The 16,795-nt window shown below is 63.5% G+C and carries 13 protein-coding genes; 8 read left to right on the top strand and 5 right to left on the bottom strand.

Going from position 1 to position 16,795, the window contains the following annotated elements:
• Positions 1-143: 143 nt before the first annotated feature.
• The 4 genes from DTX69_RS29515 to DTX69_RS29500 all read right to left on the bottom strand — a co-directional run bounded on the left by DTX69_RS29515 (position 144) and on the right by DTX69_RS29500 (position 4,874).
• Positions 144-1,640: a phenylacetate--CoA ligase family protein gene (locus DTX69_RS29515; protein WP_119305182.1), complete on the bottom strand. Its 1,497-nt coding sequence runs from the start codon at positions 1,638-1,640 to the stop codon at positions 144-146.
• Positions 1,641-1,748: 108 nt separating this feature from the next.
• A complete protein-coding gene (locus tag DTX69_RS29510) occupies positions 1,749-2,591 on the bottom strand; it encodes a phytanoyl-CoA dioxygenase family protein (RefSeq protein ID WP_119305181.1) in 843 nt (280 codons plus the stop codon).
• A gap of 83 nt (positions 2,592-2,674) precedes the next feature.
• Entirely contained in the window at positions 2,675-3,901 is a 1,227-nt protein-coding gene (locus tag DTX69_RS29505; RefSeq protein ID WP_119305180.1) for a pentapeptide repeat-containing protein, read from the bottom strand.
• 7 nt (positions 3,902-3,908) lie between these two features.
• The gene (locus tag DTX69_RS29500; RefSeq protein ID WP_119305179.1) at positions 3,909-4,874 is read right to left on the bottom strand and encodes an agmatinase; all 966 of its coding nucleotides are present in this window, start codon (positions 4,872-4,874) and stop codon (positions 3,909-3,911) included.
• 139 nt (positions 4,875-5,013) lie between these two features.
• Between DTX69_RS29500 and DTX69_RS29495 the strand changes: the two genes are divergently transcribed.
• Both DTX69_RS29495 and DTX69_RS29490 read left to right on the top strand, forming a co-directional pair.
• Positions 5,014-5,283, top strand: a complete 270-nt coding sequence (locus DTX69_RS29495; protein WP_119305178.1) for a MoaD/ThiS family protein — start codon at positions 5,014-5,016, stop codon at positions 5,281-5,283.
• Between the two features lie 5 nt (positions 5,284-5,288).
• On the top strand, positions 5,289-6,365 hold the full coding sequence (locus DTX69_RS29490) for a WD40/YVTN/BNR-like repeat-containing protein (RefSeq protein ID WP_119305177.1): 1,077 nt from the start codon (positions 5,289-5,291) through the stop codon (positions 6,363-6,365).
• Positions 6,366-6,382: 17 nt separating this feature from the next.
• Here DTX69_RS29490 and DTX69_RS29485 read toward each other — a convergent pair whose 3' ends face one another.
• Positions 6,383-7,027, bottom strand: coding sequence for a hypothetical protein (locus DTX69_RS29485; protein WP_119305176.1), 645 nt, complete (start codon positions 7,025-7,027; stop codon positions 6,383-6,385).
• Positions 7,028-7,345: 318 nt separating this feature from the next.
• On the opposite strand from DTX69_RS29485, the gene DTX69_RS29480 reads away from it, so the two are divergent.
• The 6 genes from DTX69_RS29480 (at position 7,346) to DTX69_RS29455 (ending at position 16,681) form a co-directional block, all read left to right on the top strand.
• Positions 7,346-10,834, top strand: a complete 3,489-nt coding sequence (locus tag DTX69_RS29480; RefSeq protein ID WP_119305175.1) for an indolepyruvate ferredoxin oxidoreductase family protein — start codon at positions 7,346-7,348, stop codon at positions 10,832-10,834.
• 352 nt (positions 10,835-11,186) lie between these two features.
• Positions 11,187-12,773 (top strand): peptide ABC transporter substrate-binding protein, encoded by a 1,587-nt coding sequence (locus DTX69_RS29475; RefSeq protein ID WP_284736156.1) that lies wholly within the window; start codon positions 11,187-11,189, stop codon positions 12,771-12,773.
• Between the two features lie 122 nt (positions 12,774-12,895).
• Positions 12,896-13,813: an oligopeptide ABC transporter permease OppB gene (gene oppB / locus DTX69_RS29470; protein WP_119305174.1), complete on the top strand. Its 918-nt coding sequence runs from the start codon at positions 12,896-12,898 to the stop codon at positions 13,811-13,813.
• A gap of 8 nt (positions 13,814-13,821) precedes the next feature.
• A complete protein-coding gene (locus DTX69_RS29465; protein WP_119305173.1) occupies positions 13,822-14,715 on the top strand; it encodes an ABC transporter permease subunit in 894 nt (297 codons plus the stop codon).
• Between the two features lie 11 nt (positions 14,716-14,726).
• Positions 14,727-15,692: an ABC transporter ATP-binding protein gene (locus DTX69_RS29460; protein WP_119305172.1), complete on the top strand. Its 966-nt coding sequence runs from the start codon at positions 14,727-14,729 to the stop codon at positions 15,690-15,692.
• A complete protein-coding gene (locus DTX69_RS29455; protein ID WP_119305171.1) occupies positions 15,689-16,681 on the top strand; it encodes an ABC transporter ATP-binding protein in 993 nt (330 codons plus the stop codon). Before DTX69_RS29460 ends, DTX69_RS29455 begins: the two co-directional genes overlap by 4 nt.
• The last annotated feature ends 114 nt before the right edge of the window (positions 16,682-16,795 follow it).

Genomic DNA, 16,795 nt, shown 5'->3' with positions numbered 1-16,795 from the left:
GCCTCTCCCATACCGTCGTCACCGGACCGGCGCGAAACGCCGCGATCCGGTGATCCAATTTCTGTCAACCGTAATGAACGTGGATTGCCGGATCATCCGCTTCGCGGCTGTCCGGCAATGACGGAAGAAAGAGAATGCGGGAATTAGCGCCTGCTGTACCGATGCTTCACCCCGACCGGGAAGTAGTCCGAATGGCCCTTCGACCATAGGGTCACGACTGGCCGCTGATCCTCCTTCGACACGTAGTTCGCATACTCGCTGTTGTGCCCAAGGAGTGTTTCGAGGATCTCTCGCTCGGCCAGCTCGATGCGTGTCGGGTCGGCGGTCTCCTTGTCGGCGAGTTCGATCGCGACGGTGAACCGCGGCCGGTCCGCCAGGCCCTCCTTGACTTCCATCACGAACTTGCCGGTCGTCCAGCGGCTGAGGCTCGGCTTCTCGAGCGCCAGGCTGATGGTCTCGGGAAAGATGTTGGCGCCGAAGAATGACACCGTGAAATTCGCCCGCCCGAAGACGTAGACAAAGGGCAGCCGCCGTGGGTGGCCGAAGCCGGCCTGCATGACCGCCGTTTCAGCATCGAAGTGATAGTCGGCGAGCTTCGCCCGCATTGCTTCGAAGCTGTAGATGCCGCCCTGGTCCGCGATGTGATAGCGGATCAGCGGCGCGCCGTTATCGCCGCTGAAGGCGAGCGTGCCTCCTTCGACCACCTCGAAATAGCGCGAGGTGGGATCGTATTGGCAGAGGGTCGGCAAGCGCTCTTCCCCGAACAGGGCCTTGGCCGCCTCCGGCTTCTCGCTCAAAAAGCGGCGGATCGCGACCGACAGTGGCGTCTCGTTACCGAGCACGCCGGCATCGGCCGTGCCATAGAGCGAAGCGATGCTGTTCAGCCCCTCATCCTGCTCCAGTCGTTCCAGCACCAGGTCGCGCCAGGTCTCGCTGAACACTTCGCCGGCTGTCACCAGGCGTACATTGAACTGGCCCCAATCGACCTTTTCGCCGCGGCCGGCATCGACCACTTCCTTGAGGAACGGCGGATAGCCAAGCAGGACCGTCTGCTCGAAATCAGGTGCCAGGCGCCTCACGACGCGCAGGATTTCGTCGATCTTGTTGCCCGGCGTCACGATCAGCAGCGGATAGCCTTTAGTCGCGACCCAGCGCAGGCACGACGTGGTGTACATGCCCCCGACCCAGGAGCCGAGCGCGAAGCAGACCACCGCCAGCGTGCGCCGCTCATGGGCGCGGAAACTGTCGCGCAGCACCTGCTCGAACCGCACCGCGACCGGGAATTCGTGATGCAGCCCGCGCGGCCACAGTGTCGGCTCTCCGGTGGAGCCGGAGGACACGGCAAAGAAATCGCAGGCCGCGAGATCGCCGCCTTCTACCAGCGCTTCGAGCGGAAAACGCCGGACATAGTTCTCCTTGTTCAGGAGCGGCAGCCTGGCGAAGTCGGTTGCGTCGTGAATGTCGGCGACGTTCAGGCCTGCCGCCTTGAGCATCGCGCCATAGGCCGGCACCCCATCTGCAACGCGCCGGAGCAGCACCAGGGCCTCCGGCAGGCCGTCGCTCGCCTCGCCAGGCGCCAGGAGTTCATCCAGGCTGCTATTCAGAAAACGGTCGAATGCGGAACGAGGATCGTACGCCATTGTCCGGCCCTGGCAGTGGACTACGCCCCCATTACGCCAGAGACGGCCGAAAGGTTGCAACTGCTACGGAATTGCCCTGCGCGGTTGTCGATATGTCATGTGCGGTCCCTACCGGCCCAGCCAATCCGTTCGGTAGCCGTCTTTGCGCCACAGGATGGGGAAGAAGCTCTCGTCCATGGCAAGATCGCCGTGGCGCTTATAGCGGTTGTAGACGTAGCTGATGTTGGTCGGATGAAACTGCGCATCTGAGGCGATGCAGTGCGCCACCACGGATCGCCGTGGTTTGTCAGCGCGATTCATATCCGACCCATGCCAGGTCCCGCCGTGATGGAAGGCGCAGCCGCCCGCCGGCACTTCGATCGGCACGATTTCCGCCTTCACGCCGACGCGCTCGGCGGCCGCACGGAACTCCTTCTGATAATCCTCCGGCGCGTGGAATTTCTCGATCGGCGGCGAGATGCCCCACTTGTGGGAGCCGCGCGCGTATTCGATCGTGCCGCCCGCCGCCGTCGTGTCGTCCAACGCGATCCAGCAGGTCGCCATGTGCGAGGGCGTGAACCACTTGGCGTAGGAATCGTCCTGGTGATAGCCCAACGCCTTCGCGCCAGCCGGCTTCCAGATCACGTTGTCCTGGCAGATGCGCGCGCCGTTCCAGCCGCTCAGCTCCGCCACGCAGCGCCCGACCTTCGCGCTCAGTACCACGCTCGCGACCGTGCGATCGGACTTCCAGCCATTGCAGATCTGGCGCGTGCGGTCCGGCCGGTCGCGCCCCTCCTGCCAGTTCCACTCGTCGGGATAAAGGCCGGTCTCGAACTCGCCCCTGAACAAGGGCTCGAATCGCGCGCGCAGCCGCTCCACCGTCTCCGCGTCGATGAACTTGTCGAGGATCAGGAAACCATCGGCCTCGAACCGGCGCTTGTGTTCGTCCGTCAGGGGATGTGAATGATCCATGGTTTTCAGTCTGCGGCTGCCATCTTTGGCACGGTGCCGCAAATTCGACACGGATTGACGCTGAGTCGCAAGTGCGAACAGGGCTATCCCTTGAGCTTGGCCAATATCGCCTTGTCGCCCTTGGCGCCGGTGAGTTCGGCCCCCGCCGCCAGCATCCCGGCGGTCTGCGCGCCGGTGAAGTCGGCATCATTGAACTTGGCATCACCCGCGCGCACCGGCCATTCACGGGTCGTGCCGTCCGGTAAGGTGACGATCTGCACACGCAGGTCGGCATCCCGGAAGTCGACACGGCGCAGGATCGCGGCCGTCAGGTCCGCGCCCTTGAGATCGGCGTCCGCGAAGCTGGCGCCAGTCGCATCGGCACGCGAGAGAATGGCCAACGACATGCGGCATTGATCGAACCGGGCGGCGCGCAACCGGCATTCAGTGAATACGGCGCCGGTGAGGGTCCGGCCGGAGAAATCCACTGCGGAAAGGTCACGCCCAAAGAAATCCGCGCGCGTGCCCTTGACGCCGGAGCTCTCCACCCAGTCCTCGTGCGCCTTGATCTGGTCCGCGATCGCCGCAGCAGCCTCCGCGGAATCATCGACAGAGATCGTGTCCTTCAGGTCCAGGATGTCCAGGTAGGCGGCATTGCTGAAGTCGACATTGAACACATTGGCGTCGCGCAGCACGGCCCCGCTCAGGTTGGCACCGTCGACCAGTGCGCGGTTCATCAAGGTTCGCGACAGATCGCATCCGGTCAGATTTGCCCCGCGCAGATCGGCATCCTTGAGCGAGCTGCCGGCGAGATTGGCACCGCTCAGATCAGCCTTGCGCAGGACCGCCGCCGACATGTCGGTGCGCTTGATGACGGCGTGATGCAGCTTGGCTCCCGCGAGGTCTGCGCGCGCCATCTTGCTGCTCGTTTCTGCACCTTTCTCCATCACGGGCGGCGCCACCGTTCCAGCGACGCTGACCAGCAGGGTTCCGTCGCGGAAGTCGCAGGCCTTCAGCGTGGCTTCGGTGAAGTCCGTTGCGGCAAGGATCGCGCCCCTGAAATCCGCGCTGTGACAGTTCGCCTTTCGAAGCGACGTGCCCGTCAAGTTGACACCAAAGAGATCGGCCTCGACCAGGATGGCGCCGTCGAGGTTGCAGTTGATGAATTGCGCCCCGGTCAGCTTGGCGCGCGTCAGATCGACGCCGCGCAGGTCGAGGCCGCGCAAAGTGCGCAGAGACAGGTCGGCCCGCTTGCCACGGCGGTCGTTGTACAGCCAGCGCCGGTGCGCGGTGATGAGCTCCAGAGCCTCCTTGTCGCGAAGCTCCAGCATGATTGTGTCACCCAAAATAGCCCGCTCTCACGGCGCAGCCGATCGTGTTGGTGATGAGGCGCCCCGCCGTGATGCAGGTAAGTCCGCCGACGTCGCGCTCCGGCGCGATCTCCACGATATCCATACCGACCAGCTGGTTCTTCATCACCGCGTGGCGGATGATGGCGCGCGCCTGGACGAAGGTGACGCCACCTGGCACCGGCGCGATCACACCCGGCATGATGGTCGGGTCCAGGCCGTCGGCGTCGATGGTGAGATAGACGTTCTTGCCGGTCGGCAGCCGCTCGAGCAGCGCCGCGATGCCCATCTCGTGCAGATCCCACGCAGTGATGAGGTTGGAGCCCCACTTGCGCGCATCCGCCACCTCCTCCTCGCGCGCACTCCCCACCCCGCGCAGGCCGATCTGCCACGCGCCCTCGATCCACGGCAGCTCGGAAGCGCGGCGGATCGGGCTGGAATAGCCGTCGCGCACCCCATTGACGTGGTCCCGCCAGTCGAGATGCGCGTCGATATGGATCAAGGTGATCGGCCCGCGCCCTTCATAGGCGCGAAGCGCCGGCACCGTCGCGCCGTGATCGCCGCCCAGAATAATGGGCAGCGCACCCGCTTTCAGGATCGCGCGCACGGCCAACTCGGCGCGCTTCACGTTGCCGGCGGCGTCATATTGATTGCCCGGCACGTTGCCGCAATCCGCAAGGCGGATGGTCTTCCCGGCCAATAGCGGCCCGCCATGATCGAAGTCGTAGTTGCCGTCGCCCCACTGAATCTGGTCCGAGCGGGCGCGCACGGCATCCGGTGCCTGCGCCTGGTTGTTCGCAACCTCTTCCATCGAGTAAGGCGCGTTGTATGGAATGCCCAGAAAGGCGATGTCCGCCTCCAGCCTTTCCAGATCGGTCACCGAGGGCCAATTGAGGAAGGTACCGGCCGTCTGACGCGGCGCTTTGGTCAAGGGAAGGCTGGCGGGCAGGTTCATAATCGTCCCCATTGTTCGTCTGCGAATTAAACCACGCTTCGGCCTGCAGCGCACGACCGACTCCGGCTGCCGGCAATTGAATGTGGACAGCCGCCTGGGATAGGTTTCTCAGCCATAGCAAAGGCTCGGGAGCGGCCTGATGCCGACCATCCACGTGACATCGCACTTGCGGCAAGTGGCGCCGACCGGACCCACCCGGGTCGAGGCGGGAACGCTCGGCGCGGCGCTGGACGCCTATTTCGCGACCGCCCCCAGGGTCCGCTCCTACATCCTCGATGACCAGGGACGGCTGCGCCACCACGTGGCAGTGTTCATCGACGGTGAATTGCTGGTCGACAAGAAAGATCTCGGCCGCCGCGTCGCGCCGAGCTCCGAAATCTACGTCATGCAGGCATTGTCAGGGGGCTGATCGATATGGTGCAGGATCTGTTCGTCTGCACACGCAAGGGGTTGTTCCGCTTCCAGCATAGCGGCGGCAAGTGGCAGCAGACCTATGTTGCGTTCCTAGGGCAACCGGTGACGGCGTTCCTGGCCGACCCGCGCACCGGCCATTGGTATGCCGCCCTCAATCTCGGCCACTTCGGCGCCAAGCTGCATCGTTCCACCAATCAGGGCGCGACCTGGGATGAGCTCGCCATGCCGGCCTTGCCCAAGTCCGAGGACAAGGACGCGCCGAGCCTCAATCAGATCTGGGCGCTGGAAGCCGGCGGTCCGGATCAGCCGGGATTGATCTGGGCCGGCTCGCTGCCGGCCGCGCTCTTCCGCAACGACCAGAATGGCGACGGCGAGTGGCACCTGGTCGAGGGCCTGTGGAACCTGCCCGACCGCGCCAAGTGGTTTGGCGGTGGCACCGACGACACGGCGCTGCACACAATCTGCGTCGACCCGCGCAACTCCAGCCGCCTGGTGATCGCGATCTCCTGTGGGGGCGTATGGCGCAGCGAGGATGCGGGCGCCAGCTGGGTCTGCCGCTCCAAGGGCCTGTTCGCCGAATACATGCCGCCCGAGCGGCGCGAAGACCCGGCCATCCAGGACCCGCATCGCATCGTGCAATGCCGGGACCAGCCCGGTCACTTCTGGTGCCAGCACCACAACGGCATCTTCTACAGCACCAACGATCTCGAGAATTGGCAGTTCGCAGGCCCGCGCTTCGGCTTCGGCGTCGCGGTGCACCCGAAGGAGCCTGCAAGGGCCTGGTTCGTGCCGGCGATCAAGGACGAGGTGCGCGTGCCACAGGACGGCAAATTCGTCGCCTCCCGCACGCGCGACGGCGGCAAGACCTTCGACACGCTCGCGAACGGCCTGCCCACTGGCTTCGGCTATGACCTCGTGCTGCGCCATGCCCTCGACATCGACGGAACCGGCGACACCCTCGCCTTTGGCTCCACCACGGGCAATCTCTACGTCACCGAGGACCAGGGCGAGACTTGGCGCGCTGTCACACACCACCTGCCACCAGTGCATGCGGTGCGATTTGCAGCGAATGCGTAGAACCCGGTCGACTTCATTCAGGTGGATGCCAACGCGAGGCCGCTGACCATACGCAGCGATAACGCCTCGGATTCGGCCGTGGATTCCATCGCCCATCGCCGAATGTCGTTCAGGATTGCGCAAAACTTCTGCGCTCTCTCCATCGGACTGCCCGGCAGCTTCGCGGCAAAATCATCCGCAACAATCTTGAGCGGACCACCACCTGGCCCCGTGTCAATTGCAGTCACATAGACCGTGACGCATTGCTCAACGTGCTTCTCTGCGGTCATCAATGGACGCACGTCTTCTTCTATGGCGAAGCGCGTCAGGTTGCGCCATTCGGCGGCCTGCTGTTCGTCTGGCCTGACTACGATCAGCCTATCGCGCTCAATGACCAGCCAGTATCGGCCCCGTGATCCAAAGTACCGCCGCTGCTGTCGAATCAAAAGCGAGCCAAGAACGACGAACACAAGACCGAACGGCAATGACACGTCCACGAGCTCGGGCGCCGTCACAGGCCAGTGCAGGGACATCGCGAATACCCAACCCACGCATGTCAAAGCAGCACAGATGATGAGGATCACGCTCTTTGCCAAGGGCATGTCCGCACTGGGCAGGACGCGCGCTGGCAGGCGGAGCTCCTCTGTCAATTGACGGTCCCCACCGGGACGGTCGCGTTCCATTTAGCCCCTCGACGTTGCCTGCATCACACTCTGTCGGCGGCCGAGCACAGTTCGTTCAACTTCGATGCATCGCCCACGCCTCAGGACTCGCAAGCCCCCGCATGCCCGCACCGCGAACTAGCCGCGCAAACAAGAACACTCGTTGCGTCGTCATCCGTTAAGACGAAATCAAACGTTAGCATGAGGGCCCCCGGCGACCAAATCGAACCCCTTCGTCCGACCCTGGACAAGGGCTTGGAATCGGCCCATTTTCTGCCTTAATGGGCCGCGGCAGGGGCTGGCACAGCGGAGAAGACGGCCTTATCGGGAGAAGCAGCAGTGGCGCAGACAGCGCGTTTGGCGTCCGTCACTTTGGACGACAAATACACGACAACAGAGGGCCGCGTTTACCTCAACGGCATGCAGGCGCTGACCCGCCTCGCCATCATGCAGCGGCAGCGCGACATGGCGGCGGGGCTCAACACCGCCGGCTATGTCACCGGCTACCGCGGCTCTCCCTTGGGCGGGCTCGACCAGGCCATGATGGCGGCCCGCAAGCATCTTGATGAGCACCAGATCAAGTTCCAGCCGGGCGTAAACGAGGACCTGGCTGCCACCGCCGTCTGGGGCACCCAGCAGCTCGACTTGTTTGGCGACAGCAAGCACGACGGCGTCTTCAGCATGTGGTACGGCAAGGGGCCGGGCGTCGACCGCTGCGGCGATGTGTTCCGCCACGGCAACCTTGCCGGCTCCGCCAAGCATGGCGGCGTCCTGCTGCTGGCAGGGGACGATCACGCGTCGAAATCATCCACTACGGCGCACCAGACCGAATATGCCTTCATGGACTACGGCATTCCGGTCCTCAATCCGGCGAACATCCAGGAATTCCTCGATTACGGCCTCTATGGCTGGGCAGCCTCGCGCTATTCCGGCTGCTGGATCGCCATGAAGGTTGTGGCCGACAACTGCGATTCCAGCGCTTCGGTCTATGTCGACCCATCGCGCGTCGACATCAGGATCCCGGACGATTTCGCGATGCCGGAGGGTGGGCTCAACATCCGCATGCCCTCCTCCCAGTTCGCGACCATCCAGGCGCTGGAGCAGGAGATGCTGCTCCACAAGTACAAGCTCTATGCCGCCCTCGCCTTCGCCCGCGCCAACAAGGTCAACCGGGTGATCATCGACGGGCCGAACCGGCGTTTCGGCATCGTGACCTGCGGCAAGACCTACATGGACGTGCGCCAAGCGCTGGACGATCTCGGCATCGACGAGGATTACGCCAAGCGCATCGGCCTTTCGCTCTACAAGATCGGCATGACCTGGCCGCTGGAGCGCGAAGGGGTGCGCCACTTCGCCGAGGGCCTCGAAGAAATTCTAGTCGTCGAGGAAAAGCGCGCTCTGATGGAGAACCAGCTCAAGGAGCAGCTCTATAACTGGAAGGAGAGCGTGCGCCCCAGGGTCGTCGGCAAGTTCGACGAGACCGGGGAATGGATCCTGCCCTCCGCCGACGAGTTGACCCCGGCGCGCATTGCGCGCGTGATCGCGAAGCGCATCGCACGCTTCCACACCAGTCCGACGATCGAGGATCGCCTCAAATTTCTGGAGGCCAAGGAAAAGGCGCTCACCGGCTACAAGCCCGCAACCCGCCGCGTCGCCTACTTCTGCTCCGGCTGCCCTCACAACACCTCGACCAAGGTGCCTGAGGGCTCGCGCGCCTTGGCCGGCATCGGCTGCCACATCATGGCAGGCTGGATGGACCGCAACACCGAGACCTTCACCCAGATGGGCGGCGAAGGCGTCACCTGGGTCGGCCAGGCGCCGTTCTCGAAGACCGGGCACGTCTTCCAGAACCTGGGCGATGGCACGTATTACCATTCCGGGTTGATCGCGATCCGGGCTGCTGTCGCCTCGGGCGCCAACATTACCTACAAGATCCTGTTCAACGACGCGGTCGCCATGACCGGCGGCCAGCCGGTGGACGGGCCGCTCACGGTGCCGATGATCGCGCACCAGCTGACGGCAGAAGCGGTCATCAAGATCACCGTCGTCACGGATCAGCCGGAGAAGTATCGCGGCGTCGGCCTTCCTGAGGGCGTCACAGTCCATCACCGCGACGAGCTGGACGCCATCCAGCGTGAGATGCGCGTGATCAAGGGCGTCACCGCCATCATCTACGACCAGACCTGCGCGGCGGAGAAACGCCGCCGGCGCAAGCGTGGCACGATGCCGGACCCCGCCAAGCGCATCTTCATCAACGAGGAGGTCTGCGAGGGCTGCGGCGATTGCTCGAAGACCAGCAACTGCCTTTCGGTCGTCCCGCTGGATACGGCGATGGGCCGCAAGCGCGCCATCGACCAGTCGAGCTGCAACAAGGACTATTCCTGCCTTCACGGCTTCTGCCCGAGCTTTGTGACCATCGACGGCGGCAAGCTGAAGAAGCCGCAGCCCACACTGCCGGTCGGAGAAGTGCTGCCGGAACCGGACCTGCCGGCGCTCAAGGACCCGTTCAATATCCTGGTCACCGGCATCGGCGGGACAGGCGTCGTCACCATTGGCGCACTGCTCGGCATGGCGGCGCACCTGGAGGGCAAGGGCTGCTCCATCATGGACATGACCGGCCTGGCGCAGAAAGGTGGCGCAGTGTTCTCGCACGTGCGCATCGCTGAACGTCCGGAGGAGATCCACGCGGTGCGCGTCGCGGCCGGCAATGCCGACTTGCTGCTCGGCTGCGATATCGTGGTCGCCGCCACCTATGATGCGCTGGCCAAAGGTCGGGTCGGGCAAGGCCGGGCCATCATCAACGGCCACGAGACCATCACGGCCGACTTCGTCCGCAATCCGGATTACCGCTTCCCCGGCCAGACCTTGAAGGCGGCAATTGAAGCGGCCGTTGGCCCGGGCGCGGCGGAGTTCATCGACGCAACCGGCCTTGCCATCGCTTTGATCGGCGATTCTATTGCCACCAATCTCTTCATGCTGGGCTATGCCTATCAGCGGGGACTGATCCCGGTTTCCGCCGCCGCCATCGAGCGCGCGATTGAGCTCAACCGCACCGCCGCGAACGAGAACAAGTTGGCCTTCCTGTGGGGTCGGCGTGCCGCCGTCGATCTCGCCGGCGTCCAAAGGGCCGCCGACAAGGCGAGTGGCGTTACCCGGCAGATCCCCGAGGCGCTGGACGAGATCATTGCCCACCGGATGGGGCATCTGACCCGCTATCAGAATGCCGCCTATGCCGAGCGCTACCGGAAGCTGGTGGACCGCGTGATCGCCGCGGAGCGCGCCGCGATGCCAAGCTCGCAGGCCCTGTCCATCGCGGTCGCCAGATATTACGCGAAGCTGCTGGCCTACAAGGACGAATACGAGGTCGCGCGGCTGCATTCGGATCCGGTGTTCCGCGAGCGGATCGCGGCCCAGTTCGAAGGCGATTACAAGCTGCACTTCCATCTGGCGCCGCCTGCCCTGTCGCATCCCGATCCGGCCACGGGCCGGATAAAGAAGAAGCAGTTCGGGCCCTGGATGATGAGCGTCTTTGGCCTGTTGGCGCGGCTGAAATGGCTGCGCGGCACGGCGCTCGATCCGTTCGGCCGGTCGGCCGACCGCAAGCTCGAGCGCCGGCTGATCGCGGACTATGAGGCGCTGGTGGAGGAGGTCATCACCGGGCTTTCAGCCGAGAACCACGCGACGGCGGTTGCCTTGGCTTCCCTGCCTGAGCAGATCCGCGGCTACGGCCATATCAAGGAAGCCAACGTCGAATCGGCCAAGAAGCGCCAAGATGAGCTCTTGGCCGGTTTCCACAGCCCGCCCAGCACGCGGCGCGCTGCGGAGTAGCGGTGGCAAGGTTCGGCCGATCTCGCCCGTCAGTCGAGGCTCCGGGAAATGCTCGATCAGTCGTATTGCCATCGAGGTCCGTCGCTTCGACGTCCACCCGGCGAAGCGCCAGCCCGAAGACCGCCCGCTCCGGCAATCTGCCAGGGGAAGGACAACCCGGCGATACGAAAGGCGAACGCCGATCAACGTCAGAAGAACGCGGATTTGTTGAGTTTTTCCGGCTTAATCTCATTGAAACAATCGTACCGATCGGGGAATATCGCCCCAAGTCCGCGCGGGGGCCGGAGGCCCAATCAATGACAATCAAGCGCCGCCGCACGCGACCCTACATCGACCAAGGGAGGACATGCAGATGTCACTGATGAAGCGCAACGTACTGTTGTCTGCGCTGACGGCAGCGACGCTTATTCTGGCGTCGACCGCAGCGCAGGCAGAAATGGTTCTGCATCGCGGCAACGGCGCCGAACCGGAGACGATGGACCCGCAGAAGTCGACCGGTGTCACTGAAGCGAACATCCAGTACGAGATCTTCGAAGGTCTCACCACTTATTCGCCGGATGGCGAAGTGGTGCCGGGTATGGCTGAGAAATGGGACGTAAGCGACGACGGAAAGACCTACACATTCCATCTGCGCGATGCGAAGTGGTCGAATGGCGATCCGGTCACCGCCGAGGATTTCGTCTATTCATTCCAACGTCTGGTTGATCCTGCGATCGCGGCCGACTATGCGCCGATTGCCGATCCCATCCTCAACGCCGAGCAGATCCGTAAAGGCGAGGAGAAGGACCTGACCAAGCTGGGCGTTAAGGCGGTCGACGCCAAGACCTTCGAGGTCACACTGGCGAGGCCCGCGCCCTATTTCCTCGGTCTCATCCGCCACAACACGTTCCTGCCGGTGCACAAGGCGACGGTGGAGAAGTTCGGTCAGGATTGGACCAAGCCGGGCAACATGGTCGGTAACGGCGCCTTCACGATGGAGTCATGGACTCCGCAGGCGTCCATGGCGCTCGCGAAGAGCCCGAGCTACTACGACGCCGCGAACGTCAAGCTGGACAAGATCGTCTATTATCCGACCGAGGACATCTCGGAAGAGTTCAAGCGCTATCGCGCCGGTGAACTCCACATCACCTACGAAGTCCCGTCGGACCAGATCAAGTTCATCGAAGCGAACATGAAGGACGAGTATGAGGCCAAGCCGTATCTCGGCACCTACTACTACGTCGTCAACGGGACGCGCGAGGCCGGCAGCAAGAAGGAAGTGCGTGAGGCCCTGGCGCTTGCCATCGACCGCGAGGCGATCGCGGAGAAGGTGACAGGGGGTAGCTTCCTGCCGGGCTATTCCTGGGTTCCTCCAGGAATGATCGGCTACAAGACGCAGTACGTGTCGTTCAAGGACATGCCGAAGCAACAGCGCATCGCCAAGGCCAAGGAATTGCTGGCGGCTGCCGGCTACGGCCCGGACAATCCGCTGAACATGGAGATCCTTTACAATACGAGCGAGAACCACAAGAAGATCGCGATCGCGGTCCAGAGCATGTGGAAGGCGATCGGCGTCAATGCGACACTGAACAATCAGGAATGGCAGGTCTATCTCGATACCCGCGACGAGAAGCAGTTCGACGTCGCGAGGGCCGGGTGGATCGGCGACTTCGCCGACCCGGTCACCTTCCTCGATCTGTTCCTCTCGGACGCAGGCGTGCGCAATGACGCGGGCTACAACAATCCCGAGTACGACAAGCTGGTGAAGAACTCGTTCGGCATCGGCGATCCGGAGACTCGCCTGGCGTCCCTGCAGAGGGCCGAGCAGATCTTCCTCAATGATCTGCCGATCATCCCGATTCTGACCTACAAGACCAAGCACATGGTCTCTAAGAAGGTGCAGGGCTGGGCGTATAACAACCTGGACTTCCATCTCGGCCGCTACATGTCGGTTCAATAGACCGGCATGGTGAGAAGAACGACCGGCAGCGTGCAGCGCGCTGCCGGTCGTTGTCCATTTAGGGGCTGACGTCTGCCCAACGGCCCTCCAGCGCGCGGCCGTCAGTTTCGGAGGATCGAGCAGTGCTGCACTATGTGATGCGTCGCCTTGGCGGCGCGGTTCCAACGCTTTTCATCATCATTGCCGGTGCGTTCTTCATGATGCGCCTAGCACCCGGTGGGCCGTTCGCGCGCGAACGCAGGGTGCCGCCGGAGGTCGAGGCCAATCTGATGAAGGCCTATCACCTGGACGAGCCCTTATGGCAGCAATTCCTTCGCTATCTGAACGGCTTGCTGCATGGGGATTTCGGACCTTCGTTCAAATATAAGGATTTCGCCGTCGCCGACCTGATCTTCGGGGGCTTCCCGGTGTCACTGCAACTCGGCGGCATCGCAATTGCCCTCGCGCTGGTGATCGGCGTCACCCTCGGTATCTGGGCTGCGTTGCGGCAGAACAGCTGGATCGACTATGCGAGCATGTCTGTGTCGATGGTGGGCATCGCGGTGCCCAATTTCGTGGTGGCGCCGATCCTGACGCTGGTGATCGGTCTGCAGCTTCAGTTACTGCCTGTCGGCGGTTGGGGGCGGCCTAGCCACTATGTCCTGCCGGTAATCGCCCTCTGCCTGCCGCAGATTGCGGCCATCGCGCGGCTGACGCGCGCCAGCATGATCGAGGTGCTGAGCAGCAACTACGTGCGCACCGCGCGCGCCAAGGGCTTGCCGGCCCGGTTGACGATCAGTCGCCATGCGATCCGCGCCGCGATCCTGCCGGTCGTCTCCTATCTGGGCCCCGCCATCGCCGGCATCATCACAGGCTCGGTCGTGGTAGAGCAGATCTTCTCAATTCCCGGCATTGGGCGCTATTTCGTGCAGGGTTCGTTGAACCGCGACTACACACTGGTGATGGGCGTGACGGTCTTCTATGGCGCGCTCGTCATCCTGTGCAACCTGATCGCCGATCTCCTGTACGGCGTCTTGGACCCGAAGGTCCGGTACGATTGAGGTAACACATGTCCGTTGCCGACATCACGCTTGGCACTGCGCCGGAGGTCAAGGGCCGCAGCCTGTGGGCCGACGCGCGCCACCGCTTCCTGCGCAACAAGGCGGCAGTCACCAGCTTGGTGATCTTCTGCATCATCGCGCTGGCCTGCTTCCTGGCGCCACACCTTGGACTGCGCGCGCCCGACGATATCAATTGGGAGCTCGAAAGCTGGGGCCCGCCCAATCTCGAGCTCGGCTATCTGCTGGGCACCGATGCGAACAACCGCGACCTGTTCGTGCGGCTGCTCTATGGCGGACAGGTGTCGCTGCTGGTCGGCTTCACCGCCACCTTGGTCAGCCTGGTTATCGGCGTGATCTGGGGTGCGACGGCCGGCTTCATCGGCGGGCGGGTCGATGGTTTCATGATGCGGATCGTCGATATTCTCTACTCGATTCCATTCATCTTCTTCGTCATCATGCTGACAGTCGTGTTCGGCCGTCACATCACGCTCATTTACATCGCGATTGGTGCCGTCAGCTGGCTCGACATGGCCCGCATCGTGCGCGGTCAGACTATATCGATCCGCCGGCGCGAGTACATCGAAGCGGCAGAGGCGAGCGGCGTCTCCAAGTGGCGCATCATCACGCGGCACGTCATCCCGAACTGCATGGGACCGGTTGTCGTCTATGTGACCCTGACAGTGCCGAACGTGATCCTTATCGAGAGCTTCATCAGTTTCCTCGGCATGGGCGTGCAGGAGCCGGATTCGAGCTGGGGCACGCTCATAAGCGAGGCCGCCGTCGTCATGGAGATTGCGCCCTGGGCGATTATCGGTACCGGGTCGATGCTGGCGATCACGCTGCTCTCCCTCAACTTCATCGGCGACGGCATGCGCGATGCCCTCGATCCCAGGGACCGTTGAGGGAAACTCGCATGGCCGCAATCCTCGACGTCCGCAACCTCAACACCACCTTCGCGACGCCGGAGGGGACGGTTCGTGCCGTCAACGATGTCAGTTTCGCGATCGAGCCCGGCGAGACGCTGGGCATCGTCGGCGAATCCGGCTCCGGCAAGAGCCAGATCTTCATGTCGGTCATGGGCCTGCTCGCCAAGAACGGCCGCGCCGAAGGCAGCGTGCTCTTCAACGGTAAGGAGATCCTCAACCTTCCGGTCGAGGAGCTGAACAAGATCAGGGGCGTGAAGATGTCCATGATCTTCCAGGACCCGATGACCTCGCTGAACCCGTATCTCTCGGTCAAGCGTCAGATGACGGAGGTGCTGGAGGTCCATCGCGGCATGAGCGAGCAGGCCGCGCTGAAGACCGCCATCGATCTGCTCGACACGGTGCAGATCCCGGAAGCCAAGCGCCGCGTCCATATGTATCCGCACGAGTTCTCCGGCGGCATGCGCCAGCGCGTGATGATCGCGATGGCCCTGCTCTGCGAGCCGGAGCTGCTGATCGCGGACGAGCCGACCACCGCGCTCGACGTGACGGTGCAGGCGCAGATCCTCGATCTGCTCGGCAGGCTGAAGCGCGACCGTGGCATGGCGATCGCGCTCATCACCCACGACCTTGGCGTCATCGCGGGCCTCGCCGACCGCGTGATGGTGATGTATGCGGGCGAGATCATGGAGCGCGCCGACGTGCGCCCACTCTTCAAGACGCCTCAGCACCCCTATACCCAGGGCCTGCTGCGCTCCATGCCGCGTCTGGATGAGCATCGCATCAACCGGCTGCAGACCATCGGTGGTCAACCGCCCAACCTGCAGCACCTGCCGGAGGGCTGCCGCTTCCGCGACCGCTGCACCTACGCTTTCGACCGTTGCGCTGTCGAAAAACCCTTGCTGCGCCAGATCGCCGACGGGCGCGCCAAGACCTGTCACCTGGAGTCGCTATGAGTGCCGCACCTCTCCTCTCCGTCCAGGACCTGAAGGTCCATTTCGACGTCACCCGCAAGGGCCTGCTCGGCGGCCCGAAGGCGGTGGTGAAGGCAGTCGATGGCGTCACCTTCGATCTGAGGCCCGGCGAAACCCTCGGTCTGGTCGGCGAATCCGGCTGCGGCAAGTCCACACTGGGCCGGGCTGTCCTGCGCCTGCTTCCGGCGACGGCCGGCCGGGTCGTATGGCTGGGCGAGGACCTGCACGCCCTCGATCACGACGAGATGCAGCAAAAGCGGCGCGACATGCAGATCATCTTCCAGGATCCGCTCGCCTCGCTCAATCCGCGCATGACCGTGGGCCAGATCATCGCGGAGCCGCTCACCGTCTTCAATCCGAACCTCTCGGGCGCCCAGGTGAAGGAGCGCGTGCGCCAGATGATGGCCAAGGTTGGATTGTTGCCGAACCAAATCAACCGCTACCCGCACGAATTCTCCGGCGGCCAGGCCCAGCGCATCGGCATCGCCCGCGCCATGATCAACAATCCGCGCATGATCGTGTGCGACGAGCCGGTCTCCGCCCTCGACGTCTCGATCCAGGCGCAGATCGTCAATCTGCTCATGGATCTGCAGCACGAGATGGGTATGTCGCTGATCTTCATCTCGCACAACCTCAGCGTCGTACGGCACATCAGCCATCGGATCATGGTGCTCTATCTCGGCAAGGTTATGGAGATTGCGGACCGCGATTCGATCTACGCCAACCCGCTCCACCCCTACACCCAGGCGCTGAATTCCGCGGTACCAATTCCCGACCCCGATCTGGAGAAACAGAAAGATCGCATCGTGCTGAGGGGCGACCTGCCCTCGCCGCTCAATCCGCCCTCCGGCTGCCCCTTCCGCACGCGCTGCCCGCGTGCGACGGAAATCTGCGCCCAGATCATGCCCGATCTCCTGCCGGCCAGCCCGACACACTATGTCGCCTGCCACCATGCAGGCCCGCCGGCCTAGAGCACGTTTCCCGAAGTGTGAATCTGGTGGGGATTCCCAGCTGGGGTGATTTGTGATTCAAGATGCTGACTGGGGTGGAGGCCAGCATCGATGTCACGACCCTATTCACTGGAT

Source organism: Dongia deserti (assembly GCF_003574735.1).
Classification (GTDB): domain Bacteria; phylum Pseudomonadota; class Alphaproteobacteria; order Dongiales; family Dongiaceae; genus Dongia_A; species Dongia_A deserti.
Note: the sequence above shows the minus strand (reverse complement) of the source record. Positions and strands in the feature narration are given on the sequence as shown.